Source organism: Massilia phyllostachyos, from assembly GCF_021044825.1.
In the GTDB taxonomy this organism is placed as follows: Bacteria; Pseudomonadota; Gammaproteobacteria; order Burkholderiales; family Burkholderiaceae_D; genus Telluria; species Telluria phyllostachyos.
Window position 1 is genome coordinate 208,711 of sequence record NZ_JAJNOC010000006.1, and the last position, 12,614, is coordinate 221,324.

12 protein-coding genes are annotated in these 12,614 nt (G+C 66.3%); 8 read left to right on the plus strand and 4 right to left on the minus strand.

Annotated elements, in window-relative coordinates:
- Positions 1-8: 8 nt before the first annotated feature.
- Entirely contained in the window at positions 9-437 is a 429-nt protein-coding gene (rplM, locus tag LQ564_RS18250) for a 50S ribosomal protein L13 (RefSeq protein WP_231059538.1), read from the minus strand.
- Positions 438-748: 311 nt separating this feature from the next.
- Here rplM and LQ564_RS18255 point away from each other — a divergent pair, with 311 nt between their 5' ends.
- The 4 genes from LQ564_RS18255 (at position 749) to LQ564_RS18270 (ending at position 4,637) form a co-directional block, all read left to right on the plus strand.
- Complete coding sequence (locus tag LQ564_RS18255) at positions 749-2,194, plus strand: alpha/beta fold hydrolase (RefSeq protein WP_231059539.1); 1,446 nt, start codon at positions 749-751, stop codon at positions 2,192-2,194.
- Positions 2,195-2,204: 10 nt separating this feature from the next.
- A complete protein-coding gene (locus LQ564_RS18260) occupies positions 2,205-2,936 on the plus strand; it encodes an ABC transporter ATP-binding protein (RefSeq protein ID WP_231059540.1) in 732 nt (243 codons plus the stop codon).
- A gap of 8 nt (positions 2,937-2,944) precedes the next feature.
- Positions 2,945-4,129: an ABC transporter permease gene (locus LQ564_RS18265; protein WP_231059541.1), complete on the plus strand. Its 1,185-nt coding sequence runs from the start codon at positions 2,945-2,947 to the stop codon at positions 4,127-4,129.
- Between the two features lie 85 nt (positions 4,130-4,214).
- Positions 4,215-4,637: an OsmC family protein gene (locus LQ564_RS18270; protein WP_231059542.1), complete on the plus strand. Its 423-nt coding sequence runs from the start codon at positions 4,215-4,217 to the stop codon at positions 4,635-4,637.
- A 188-nt stretch (positions 4,638-4,825) separates the two neighbouring features.
- Here the strand turns inward: LQ564_RS18270 and coq7 are convergent, their stop codons facing one another.
- Together coq7 and LQ564_RS18280 are read right to left on the minus strand one after the other, a co-directional pair.
- Complete coding sequence (gene coq7, locus LQ564_RS18275) at positions 4,826-5,470, minus strand: 2-polyprenyl-3-methyl-6-methoxy-1,4-benzoquinone monooxygenase (RefSeq protein ID WP_231059543.1); 645 nt, start codon at positions 5,468-5,470, stop codon at positions 4,826-4,828.
- 31 nt (positions 5,471-5,501) lie between these two features.
- Positions 5,502-5,924 carry a hypothetical protein gene (locus LQ564_RS18280; RefSeq protein ID WP_231059544.1) on the minus strand — a complete coding sequence of 141 codons (423 nt, stop codon included), beginning with the start codon at positions 5,922-5,924 and terminating at the stop codon, positions 5,502-5,504.
- 243 nt (positions 5,925-6,167) lie between these two features.
- Here LQ564_RS18280 and LQ564_RS18285 point away from each other — a divergent pair, with 243 nt between their 5' ends.
- The 4 genes from LQ564_RS18285 to LQ564_RS18300 all read left to right on the plus strand — a co-directional run bounded on the left by LQ564_RS18285 (position 6,168) and on the right by LQ564_RS18300 (position 12,197).
- Positions 6,168-7,070 (plus strand): ABC transporter ATP-binding protein, encoded by a 903-nt coding sequence (locus LQ564_RS18285; RefSeq protein ID WP_231059545.1) that lies wholly within the window; start codon positions 6,168-6,170, stop codon positions 7,068-7,070.
- A gap of 3 nt (positions 7,071-7,073) precedes the next feature.
- The gene (locus LQ564_RS18290; RefSeq protein ID WP_231059546.1) at positions 7,074-10,658 is read left to right on the plus strand and encodes an ABC transporter permease/M1 family aminopeptidase; all 3,585 of its coding nucleotides are present in this window, start codon (positions 7,074-7,076) and stop codon (positions 10,656-10,658) included.
- Between the two features lie 42 nt (positions 10,659-10,700).
- Positions 10,701-10,907 (plus strand): addiction module protein, encoded by a 207-nt coding sequence (locus LQ564_RS18295; RefSeq protein ID WP_231059547.1) that lies wholly within the window; start codon positions 10,701-10,703, stop codon positions 10,905-10,907.
- Positions 10,908-10,988: 81 nt separating this feature from the next.
- Positions 10,989-12,197 (plus strand): serine hydrolase domain-containing protein, encoded by a 1,209-nt coding sequence (locus tag LQ564_RS18300; RefSeq protein WP_231059548.1) that lies wholly within the window; start codon positions 10,989-10,991, stop codon positions 12,195-12,197.
- A 78-nt stretch (positions 12,198-12,275) separates the two neighbouring features.
- Here the strand turns inward: LQ564_RS18300 and LQ564_RS18305 are convergent, their stop codons facing one another.
- On the minus strand, positions 12,276-12,590 hold the full coding sequence (locus LQ564_RS18305) for a Dabb family protein (RefSeq protein WP_231059549.1): 315 nt from the start codon (positions 12,588-12,590) through the stop codon (positions 12,276-12,278).
- Positions 12,591-12,614 lie beyond the last annotated feature (24 nt).

Here is a 12,614-nt window from a genome sequence, read left to right on the forward strand (position 1 = left end):
TCAGTTCCTTAGAGGGTCAGTGCTTGAGGTTGCTGTGCTGCGTGCGGGTGCGAGCCTTCCGCGTACACTTTCAGCTTCTTGATCATTGCATAGCCCAGCGGGCCCTTCGGCAGCATGCCTTTGACGGCTTTTTCCAGGGCGCGGCCCGGGAAGCGCTGTTGCATTTTCAGGAAGTTGGTTTCGTAGATACCGCCCGGGTAGCCCGAGTGACGGTAGTAGGTCTTCTCGGTGGCCTTGGTGCCGGTCACACGCAGTTTGCCTGCATTGACGACGATGATGTAGTCGCCGGTATCGACGTGCGGAGTGAACTCCGGCTTGTGCTTGCCGCGCAGTCGGAGTGCCACTTCGCTGGCAACACGTCCGAGGACCAAGTCCGTCGCGTCAATCACAAACCAGTCGCGCTGGACTTCATGGCCCTTAGCGGAAAAAGTTTTCATGTTGACTTCCTAATAGGTTAAATGCTCACTGTGGTGGTTCCGCCCTTGCTGCAGCGGACTCTGCCTTATTGTCTTCCCCGAGCAAAGGGAAAGCCCACGATGATAGCCGAACAGCAGGCTCGCCGTCAATGCGCATTGACCTTTGCTGTCGCATTTTCCGTTCTTCATGGGGCCGCCTGTCATTCCGCATGAATAGAACGTCTCCCAGCCGCATAATTTCGTGCTTCGTCGCAATTAATCCATTGACCTCCAAAATAATGCCACTCTAGTATGGAACTGTCCTTTGAGGAGATTGTGTGAAGACAAGATCAATGTTCCGTCGTTCCCTGGTTCCGCTTGCCGCACTCATGCTGCTGACGGCCTCCACAGCCAATGCGGCGGCGCCGGCCAGCACCACCGCCCCCGCCACTGCCCGTGGCTGCCACCTGCCCGGCGTCACCGACGGCCTGCGCTGCGTCACCCTCGACGTCCCGCTCGACCATGCCAGGCCCGACGGCGCCAAACTGAAACTGCACGTCACCGTCGCCCCGGCCCATCGCCAGGGCACGCGCGGCGATCCGCTGTTCGTGCTGGCCGGCGGCCCCGGCGAAGCGGGCAGCGAAGTCGCGCCGCTGCTGTCGACCGCCTTCAACCGGGTGCGCGCCACCCGCGACATCGTGTTCATCGACCAGCGCGGCACCGGCCGCTCGGGCAAGCTCGATTGCGAAAGCAAGCCGGAACACGAACGCATGAACGAACAGCAGATCGAAGCCGAGCTGCTGGCCTGCATCGGCAAGACCAAGGCCACCTGGGCCGCCTACACCACCGAGGCCGGCGCGCGCGACATCGAGGTCGTGCGGCGCGCGCTCGGCTACACCCAGGTGAACGTGTTCGGCGGCTCCTACGGCACCCGCCTGGGGCAGGCCTATGCGCGCCTGTATCCGTCCAGCGTGCGCAGCCTGATCCTGGATGGCGTGGCCGCGCCCGACCAGGTGATCCCGGCCGGCGCCAAGGACGGCCAGGCCGCGCTCGACCGGGTGTTCGACCAGTGCGCCAAGGACGCCGGCTGCAGCAAGGCCTTCCCGAACCTGCGCGCCGAGTTCGACGGCCTGGTGGGCAAACTCGAAGCCGGCCCGATCAAATTGTCGCTGCCCGACCCGCGCACCGCGCAGCCGGTCGAGTTCAACATGACGCGTTCGCGCTTCCTCGGCACCGTGCACGGCGTGCTGTATTCGCCGGCCGACGCGCGCCGCCTGCCCTTCCTGATCCACAACGCCGCGCAGGGACGCTGGCAGCCCTTCATCGCGCGCCAGAACCTGGCCGGCGACTTCGGCGGCCCGGGCGGCATCGCGATGCTGATGCACCTGGCGGTGGTGTGCGCCGAGGACGTGCCGCGCATGACGCCGGAACTGCTGGCGCAGGACGCCGGCAAGCTGACCAAGCCGCTGGCCGAGCAGATGCCGCGCGTGTGCAAGTCGATGAACGTGCCGCCGGTGGCGTACAAGGAGCCGAGCCGCATCGACACGCCGGCCCTGCTGCTGTCCGGCGCGCTGGACCCGGTGACGCCGCCGCACCGCGCCGCCACCGCCGCCAAATACATGAGCCGCGCCCAGCAGGTGGTGGTCGACAACCTCGGCCACGGCGTCTCGCAGCTCGGCTGCGCCCCGCGCCTGCTGCGCACCTTCCTCGACAAGCCGCAGGACAAGCTGGACGCCAGCTGCCTCAAAGAGATCCCGCCTCCGACCTTCCAGCTCGGCAGCGCCGGCCCGCAACCATAAGGCAAACAACATGATTGAAGTCCACGATGTACGCAAGAAGTTCGGCGCCGTCCAGGCGCTGGGCGGTGTCAGCTTCACCGCGCGCGACGGCCAGATCACCGCGCTGCTCGGCCCCAACGGCGCCGGCAAGACCACCCTGCTGCGCACCCTGGTCGGGCTGCTCAAGCGCGACCAGGGCAGCATCTCGATCGACGGCGTCGACCCCGAGAAGGACCCGATGGCGGTGCGCCGCTCGATCGGCTTCCTGACCGACCAGTTCGGGCTGTACGAGCGCCTCACCACGCGCGAATACCTCACCTATTTCGGTGAGCTGAACGGCATGGACCGCGCATCGATCAACCGCCGCACCGACGAAGTCTCCGAGCTGCTCGGCATGGAAGACATCCTGGCGCGCCGCAGCAAGGGCTTCTCGCAGGGCCAGCGCATCAAGGTCGCGCTTGCCCGCACCCTGCTGCACCGCCCGCGCCACCTGCTGCTCGACGAACCGAGCCGCGGCCTGGACGTGATGAGCACGCGCGCCCTGCGCACCGCCCTGAACTCGCTGCGCGCCGACGGCTGCTGCGTGATCATGGCGACCCACGTGATGCAGGAGGTCACCGCCCTGTGCGAGGACGTGATCGTGATCGCCGGCGGCCACACCGTGGCCCAGGGCTCGCCCGATGAACTGTGCCGCCGCACCGGCATCGCCAACCTGGAAGACGCCTTCGTCAACCTGGTCGGCACCGAAGAAGGGATCGCATGAAAGCGCGTATGAACTCGAAATTCCTGATCGTCTTCTTCAAGGAGCTGCGCGAGACGCTGCGCGACAAGCGCACCCTCGGCATGCTGGCCCTGTTCACGCTGCTGTACCCGCTCATCATCGGCATGACCCTGCACCAGCTGATCGACAAGAGCACCAAGACCGAACGCGAAGGCGTCGACCTGGCGGTGATCGGCGCCTCGAAAGCGCCGACCCTGATGGCCCAGCTGGGCCAGCGCAACATCACGGTCAAGGACACGCCGCCGATGAACGAAGACGCCATCGCCGAACTGCTGCGTGGGAAGAAGGTCGCGGCGGTGCTGCGCCTGTCGGACAACTTCGTCGAGGACTACTACGCGATGCGTCCGGCGCGGGTCGAGATCTGGTACGACTCGGCGGCCGAATCGAACGCCCAGCGGCGTGAAGTGGAGGACGTGCTGGAAGCCTACGGCAGCAACGTGACCAGCGCACGCCTGCTGGCGCACGGCGTGTCGCCGGTGGCGGTGATGCCGATCCAGGTGCAGCGCTACGACACCGGCTCGAACGCCTCGCGCTCGGCCATGCTGGTCGGCAGCATCATGGGCGTGCTGTTCCTGCCCGCCTTCATGCTGACCATGTCGGCCTCGGTCGACACCACCGCCGGCGAGCGCGAACGCCGTTCGCTGGAAGTGCTGATGGCGCAGCCGGCGCATACCTGGGAACTCATCGGCGGCAAGTGGCTCGCGGCCGGCATCCTGGGCGTGGTCGGCGTCACCTTCGAGCTGGTGCTGGCGCACGTGATGCTCAAGTGGCTGCCGCTGGAGGAAATCGGCATGTCGTGGAGCCTGGGCTGGGGCGAACTGGCGCTGGTCTGCCTGGCCACCGTCCCGCTGTCGCTGCTCGCTTCCGCGCTGTACGTGACCCTGGCGATGAACTCCAAGACCTTCAAGGAAGCCCAGACCATCCTCAGCTTCGCGATGATCGTGCCGATCATCCCGGGCATCGTGGTGTCCTTCCTCGACCTGAAGACCGCGCTGTGGATGTACGCGGTGCCGATGCTGTCGAACCAGACCCTGATCAAGGAGATGTCCAAGGCCGGCGACGCGCACGCCCTGCCGCTGCTGCTGACCTTCCTGTGTTCCGCGATTCCGGCGCTGCTGCTGGTGGCCTATGCCAGCTGGCGCATGAAGAGCGAGCGCTACGTGCTGGCTGTCTGACCCCTGCCGCAATCACGGGGCGCCTGCATGGGCGCCCCGCCTGCCTTACAATCTTCGCTAGTCAATTCAAACGCGGAGAATCTACATGGAAGTGAAAGTCAGCTGGAACGGCCCCTCGGGCATGAGTTTCCGCGCCGAGACCGGCAGCGGCCACATGGTGTCGATGGACGGCGCGCCCGAAGGCGGCGGCCATAACCTGGCGCCGCGGCCGATGGAGATGGTCCTGGTCGGCACCGGCGGCTGCACCGCCTACGACGTGGTGCTGATCCTGAAGCGCGGGCGCGAGGACGTGCGCGGCTGCGACGTCACGCTGCAGGCGGAGCGCGCGGAGACAGATCCGAAGATTTTCACGAAGATCAACTTCCACTTCACGGTCACGGGGCGCAACCTGAAGCCGGCGGCGGTGGAGCGGGCGGTCACCCTGTCGCACGACAAGTACTGCTCGGCGTCGATCATGCTGGCGCAAATGGCGGAGATTACCCACTCAATCGAGATCGTCGAAGTTTGATTTGGATGTAAGCAGGCCGCAGACGCGCTTATTACCGCCTACCTTGACACCGTCATGCGCGCCGCTGGCGCCCATGACTTCCCGCGCAGGCGGGAATCCAGGTTCGTGGCGTCGACGTAAGGCGTGCAAAATTGGGTTCCCGCCTTCGCGGGAACGACGTTGGTGGGTATGGGGCTATTCCAGGAACGTCAGATGCGGTACGCCGTCGTCGTCATCACCTTCGACATCGCTTTCATCAACACCCGCACCGGCAGCGGCGTCTCGGCCGCCCCCAGCGCCTGCGCCGATGCCCCGTGCGCGATCTCGTCCACCCGCATCTGCTCCACGATCGCGCGCGACTTCGCATCCTGCGCCGGCAGGGTCTCGAGGTGGCTGTTCAGGTGCGCCTCGACCTGGCGCTCGGTTTCGACCACGAAGCCGAGGCTCTGCGGGTCGCCCAGCTTGGCGGCGATGCTGCCCATGACGTAGGAGCCGGCGTACCACAGGGGATTCAGGACGCTCGGCTGCGACCCCAGTTCGGCCAGGCGCTCGGCGGTCCAGGCCAGGTGGTCTTCTTCCTCGCGCGCGGATTTTTCGAACTGGGCGCGGATCGCCGGGCTCTTGCCGAAGCGCGCCTGCGAATCGTACAGGGCCTGGGCGCAGACTTCGCCGACGTGGTTCACCCGCATCAGGCCCGCGCTGTGGCGCCGTTCCTCATCGGAGAGTTCGCAATCGGTAGCATGCTGGCCCGGGTTAGGGCGCGAGGACGCGGCGACGCCGCCGACCACGCGCAGGGCCTTGTCGAAACCGGTGATCAAGCTGTCGATAGGGGAATGCAGACGGAAAGCGCTCATGGGAATGGCCAGTTCGATATCGAAAACGCCATTATAGGCCTTGAGCGCTCTTGCGCTGCGCCACCCAGTCGGCCAGCGGGCCGCTCGGGTCCAGCCCGGAGATATTCTTCGCCACGCCCAGGTTCAGCTCGAGCAGGAAGGGGATCGACTCGGCCGGGATTTCCGGGCAGTGGCGCCGGAACGCTTCCATGAAACGTTCGGACTGCACCGTCGGCATCACCTTCTCGCCGCTCATGAACTGCAGCACGCTGGCGATGCTGTGGCCCTTGCCCAGCGTGTGATAGATGAAGCGGTTGAAAGCGCGGTCGACCTTCTTGAAGTCGATGGTTTCCTTGGTCATCAGGCCGGCCAGGTAGACCAGGCCGAGCGCCACCCGGAACCAGTCGGTGGCCTCGACGCGGCCTTGCGCCTCGCGCATCAAGAGCAGCAGCTTGTCCTGGAGGGCGTCGTTCATCCTGCCATTATCCATGTTTTCTCGCATGTTTCCACCGGCAAACAAATCGATATTTACAACTGGCAAAGCTTAGTGCGTCCAACTAGTGCGTCCTATTAATGCGTCCTGTCAGCAGATTATGCAATCCAGCCTACCAATCCACCCGTGTATCGCAGAGTCGCCACAGCTTGCAGAACAATTTAATACAATGCAAGCGTTGAGAAGTCTGACGGGGGAGGACCGGGCGGTCCGCGGGAGCATGGCATGGAATTGAAAATCCGGAATTTGTCGAAGACCTACGCGAACGGCGTGGTCGCGCTCGACCGTGTCACCCTGAGCATCCCGGCCGGCATGTTCGGCCTGCTGGGCCCCAACGGCGCCGGCAAGTCGACCCTGATGCGCATCCTCGCCACCCTGCAGGAGTGCGACTCCGGCTCGGTATTCCTCGGCGATATCGACGTCCTCGACGAAAAGGACGCGGTGCGCCGCATGCTCGGCTACCTGCCGCAGGATTTCGGCGTCTATCCGAAGGTGACTGCCTACGAGCTGCTCGACCATTTCGCCCAGCTGAAGGGCCTGTCGCATGCGCAGCGCCGGCGCGAGGTGGTCGACGGCCTGCTGCAGCAGGTGAACCTGTGGGAGGTGCGCAAGCAGCGCCTCGGCACCTTCTCGGGCGGCATGCGCCAGCGCTTCGGCATCGCCCAGGCCCTGCTCGGCGACCCGCGCCTGATCATCGTCGACGAGCCCACCGCGGGCCTGGACCCGCAGGAGCGGGTGCGCTTCCACAACCTGCTGTCCGAGATCGGCGAGGACAAGACCGTGATCCTGTCGACCCACATCGTGTCCGACGTGGCCGACCTGTGCTCGAACATGGCCATCATCAACAAGGGCCACGTGCTGCTGTGCGGCGACCCGCAAGACCTCACCTACGAGATCGAGGACTATATCTGGGCGCGCTTCGTCACGCGCCAGGAGCTACCGCTGTTCCAGAAGCGCCACCAGGTCATCTCGACCCGCCTGCTGACCGGTAAGACCCTGATCCACGTGTACGCAGAGAGCGACCCGGGCGACGGTTTCGAGCCGGCGCGCGCCAGCCTGGAAGACGTCTACTTCGCCACCATCGCCGGCCTGTTCGCCGACCGCTCCACCGCCGCGGGGACCTGCTAGGCCATGCGGCTCCTGTTCGCCATCGCGCGCTTCGAGGCGGGGCAGCGCCTGCGGCTGCTGTCCACCTGGATCTACTTCGGCATGTTCCTGGCCCTGGCCATGCTGTGGATGGCGGCGGCGGGCGGCGTGTTCCGCGACGCCACCGTCACCTTCGGCGGGCGCCTCCTGATCAACGCCCCGCGTCAGATCGCGCTGACCGCCTCCTTCCTCGGCTGCTTCGGGGTGGTGGTGGTGGCGGCCGTGATGGGGCGCTCGGTGCAGCAGGACTTCGAATACGAGATGCAGCACTTCTTCTTCAGCGCCCCGATCCGCAAGCACGACTACGTGTTCGGACGCTTCCTCGGCGCCTTCCTCACGCTCGCCGTGATCCTGTCGAGCATCGTGCTGGGCGCCTGGCTCGGCACCCTGATCCCCGGCATCGAGCCGGACCGCCTGGGACCGAGCCCGGTCTCGAACTGGGTCCTGCCCTATCTGTTCACGCTGCTGCCCAACACCTTCATCTTCGGCGCCCTGTTCTTCGTGCTGGCCGCGCTGTCGCGCCGCATGCTGCCGGTGTACGTGGCCAGCATCGTCATGATGATCGGCTACGTGGTCGCGCCCTCGCTGGCGCGCGACCTCGACTACAAGACCCTGGCCGCCCTGATCGACCCCTTCGGCACCACGGCCCTGATCCGCCTCACCGAATACTGGCCGATCGCCGAGCGCAACACGCGCACCGTGACGCTGGAGGGCGTGTATCTCGTCAACCGCCTGCTGTGGATCGGCTTCGGCCTGGTGGTCCTGCTGCTCGGCTACTGGCGCTTCCAGCCGGTCGGCAGCGTCGATCCGCGCCGGCGTCCGGGCGCGGCGGCGCCGCAGGCCGAGACCGCCCCGAGCCTGTCGCAGACCGCCGTGGACACCCGCGAGGAACCCGACTTCCAGCGCCGCAGCCTCACCCTCCTGCTGGGCAAATCGGTCTGGTACAACCTGCGCGAAGCGACCCGCAACGTCTACTTCCTGGCGCTGGCCCTGGCCGGGGCCCTGATCCTGGCGGCCAGCTCGATCGACCTGGGCAGCATCTACGGCACCAGCACGCAGCCGGTCACCTACATGGTGCTGGACCTGATCCGCGGCGTGTTCGAGCTCTACATGCTGGTGGTGACCATCCTGTTCGCCGGCGAGATGATCTGGCGCGAGCGCGAGGCGCGCATGGCGCAGATGCTGGACGCGATGCCGGCGCCGACCTGGCTGCCGCTCGCCGGGAAATTCCTGGCCCTGGTCGGGCTGCAGGCGGTGCTGCTGTTCATGGCGATGGTGGTCGGCATGCTGGTCCAGCTGTTCAAGGGCTGGTTCGGCCTCGAGCCGGGCCTGTACCTGCGGATGCTGTTCACGGTGCTGCTGCCGCAGTGCGCGCTCGTGGGGGCGCTGGCGATCGCGACCCAGGTGATCGTCAACAACCGCTACCTCGCCTACTTCATCCTGATCGCCTGCTACCTGGTCGGCGCCACCGCGCGCGGCTACGGCTTCGACCATCCGCTGCTCACCTACGGCTACTGGCCGCAGACCACCTACTCGGCGATGAACGGCTTCGGCCACTACCTGCTGCGCGAGCGCCTGTTCCAGCTCTACTGGTCGGGCCTGGCCCTGATGCTGCTGGTGGTGGCGCGGGTGCTGTGGGCGCGCGGCGTCGACGATGCCTGGGGTGAGCGCCTGCGCCTGGCCCGGCGCAACCTGTCGCGCACCGTGCTGGCCGGCTTCGCGCTGGGCTTGATGGTGTTCGCGGGCACGGGCGCCCTGATCGCCTGGGAACTGCATGCCGGCGACTTCCAGACCGGCGTGCAGGTCGAGCGCCAGCGCGCCGAGTACGAGCAGCGCTACCGCCGCTTCGCGCAACTGCCGCAGCCGCGCATCGCCGTGGTCCATCTGGATGTCGATATCGAGCCGGAGCGGCGCGCGCTGAACGTGACCGGCTTCTACCAGCTGGAAAACCGGACCGGCGCGCCGCTCAGCGACGTCATCCTGTACCAGCAGCGCGGCGCGGTCCTGAAGGTGAAGTTCGCCATGGGCGCGCGCCAGCTGGCCGCCGATCCGGCGCACGGCTTTTATCACTATCGCCTGGCCCAGCCGCTGGCGCCGGGCGCGCGCACCGCCGTCGAATTCAATGTGGCGTACGCGCCGGGCGGCTGGCTCGGCATCGGCCGCGACACCCCGGTGGTGGCCAACGGCAGCTTCTTCACCAACGAGGTCCTGCCGCGCATCGGCTACCAGCGCGCGGTCGAACTCGTGGACGAGCGTGACCGCAAGCGCTTCGGCCTGGGGCCGCGCACGCCGATGGCGGGGCGCGACGATCCGGCGGCGCGCCAGCACAACTTCCTGGGCCGGGACGCCGACTGGATCGAATTCGACGCCGTGGTCTCGACCAGCCCGGACCAGATCGCGATCGCGCCCGGCACCCTGCAGCGTGAATGGATCGAGGGCGGCCGCCGCTATTTCCAGTACCAGATGGACCAGCCGATCCTGAACTTCTACGCCTTCCAGTCGGCCCGCTACGAGGTGCGCCACGACCGCTGGCAGGACGTGACCATCGACGTCTACTACCATCCGGGCCACGACTGGAACGTCGAGCGCATGATCCGCGGCGCCCAGGCCAGTCTCGACTACGCTTCGCGCCGCTTCGGCCGCTACCAGTTCCGCGAGCTGCGCATCGTCGAGTTCCCGCGCTACGAGCAGTATGCCCAGGCCTTCCCCGGCACCATCCCGTTCTCGGAAAGCGCCGGCTTCATCGCCCGCATCGACGACGATTCGCCGAAGGACATCGACTATCCCTTCTACGTGAGCGCGCACGAGGCGGCGCACCAGTGGTGGGGCCACCAGGTGGTGGGCGCCGACGCGCGCGGCGCCACCGTGCTGTCCGAAAGCCTGTCCGAGTACACCGCGCTGATGGTCATGAAGCGCACGGTCGGCGCCCGGAAGATGCGGCGCTTCCTGCGCTACAACCTGGACGCCTACCTGATGGGCCGCGCGGTCGAGCGCCGCCAGGAGCTGCCGCTGTCCGACAACGAACAGCAGAACTACGTCCACTACCGCAAGGGCAGCCTGGCGCTCTACCTGCTGCAGGACCTGCTGGGCGAAGACGTGGTGAACGGCGTGCTGCGCCGGCTGGTCGAGCAGCACGCCTTCAAGGGCGTGCCCTACCCCACCGTCTCGGCTCTGGTGGACGGGCTGCGCGCCGTCACCCCGCCGGACAAGGCTTACTTGATCGGCGACCTGTTCGAATCCATCGTCCTGTACGAGAACCGCGCGGTCGGCGCCACGGCGCGCCAGCGTGCCGACGGCAAGTTCGAGGTCACCATCAACGCGCAGGCCGGCAAGGTGCGCGCGGGCGCCTTGGGCGAAGAGCAGCCGCTGGCCCTGAAGGACTACATCGAATTCGGCGTCGACGACCGCAACGGCAATCCACTGGCGCGCGAACGGCGCCTGGTCGACAAGGCGCAGCAGAGCGTCACCCTGGTGGTCGACGGGCGGCCGGCCCGGGCCGGCATCGACCCCGACAATAAATTAATTGATAGAAAACCAACGGATAATATGGTTCCTGTCGACAACCTTTAATTCGCAAGTTATTATTTCAAAAATATTACCGGGGGAAGCATCATGTCGAATGGAGTTGCCGAGATCGCGCAACAGATCCAGCTGCTGAGTGCGAACGAAAAGCATGACTTGCTGCGCCTGCTGCTCGAGGATATCGACGGCCCCGACCAGGATGCCGACGAAGCCTGGCGCAACGAAGTGGTACGCCGCGTCAAGGCGATCCGCAACGGCGAAGCGGCGATCCGCGCCCTGCAGGAGTGGCAGGAATAATCCTCCAGCGGCGCCTCGCGCCCCCATGAAGAACCGCGGCCCCACCGCGGTTTTTTGCGTTATACGCCTGCCGGGATTGCCATGAAACGACGCTCGCTGCTGCTCCTTCCCCTGTCCCTCGGCCTGCCCGCGCTGGCCGGCACGCCCGCCCGTCCCCATCCCACCGACAAGCTGGCGGCCCTGCACAAGCGGTCGCTGCTGCCGGGCTTCGCGGTCGCCGTGGTTTCGGACAGCAAGGTGCTGTACCGGCGCGGCTTCGGCCTGGCCGACGTCGCCGCCCGGCGGCCATACACCGAGGACACCGTGCAGAACGTCGGCTCGGTCAGCAAGACCGTGGTCGGGGTGGCGCTGGTCAAGGCGATCGAGCTCGGTTACTTCGACCTCGACACCGAGATCGAGCGCATCCTGCCGTTCAAGGTGCGCAACCCGCACGCGGCGGGGGCGATCACGGTGCGGCAGCTGGTCACGCATACCTCGTCCATCGTCGACGACGAGGAGATCTACGGCCACAGCTACACCATCCTGCCCGGCGCGGACCGCAACGGCCCGCTGTACAAGGCGTTCGAGCGCGATTCCACCGTGCCCGGCCGGCCTGACGCCACGCTGGGCGGCTTCCTGAAGAACTACCTGTCCCCGGGCGGCGCGCGCTACCGCAAGAGCAACTTCGATCGGAAAGCGCCGGGCAGCGCCTACCACTACTCGAACATCGGTTCGGCGCTGGCGGCCTACCTGGTCGAAGTGAAAAGCGGCATGGGCTTCGACGTGTTCACCAGGCGGCATATCTTCGAACCGCTCGGCATGCTGTCGACACGCTGGCATGCCGACCCGGCGCTCGCATCGCGCCAGGCCAGCGTCTACGACCGTCAGGGACGAGCGTATCCGCGCTATGGCTTGACCACCTATCCGGATGGCGGGCTGACCACGTCCGTGTCCGACCTGTCTCGCTTCCTCATGGCGATGGTGAAGGGCTTCCACGGCGGCGCCGGGATCCTGAGCAAGGCCGGCTTCACCCTGCTGTTCGATCCGCAGTTCGCGCCGGACGCCCTGCCGGCCGGCAGTCCGGCGGGGGAGCCGAACAGCGGCGTGTTCTGGCGCATTCGCAAGAACGGCCAGGTCGGGCATACCGGGAGCGATCCGGGGGTCACGGCCTTCATGTTCATCGACCCGGCCAGCGGGACGGGGAGGATGTTGATGACGAATACGGAGTTCAGCGGTGCGGATGGGGAGGATGATGCGCGCGTGGTGCAGCAGTTCCGTGAGATCTGGACCGCATTGGCTGAAATCCGCTGACCGCAAGACCGTCGCACCGGCGCAGGCGCCAGTGGCGCGTACGACGTTCGACGGTTACGGATTCAGCCTGCGCCGGCGTCAGCGCGTCCAGTAATCCAGCACAAGCGAACGGGCCAGGCTCGCGCCCAAGGTCTTGACGAAGGCTTCGTGCGCCGGATGCACGATGTACGCGTCGCGGTCTTCGTTGCTCGCAAAGCTCAAGGTGAAGCAATGCGTGAACCCGTCGTTCAGGCCCTCCGGGCTGACGTTGGTGCCCCACTCGTAGGACACGATGCCCGGGATCTGGCCCGGCAGCCGGGCGAAATCGGCGACCACCTGGTCGACCGCCTCGTAAGGAGCATCGTCCTTGAACGAGAACAGCACCACATGGCGCAGGATGGAACTGGATGACATGGCATTCCTTATAAACGGTTTAGT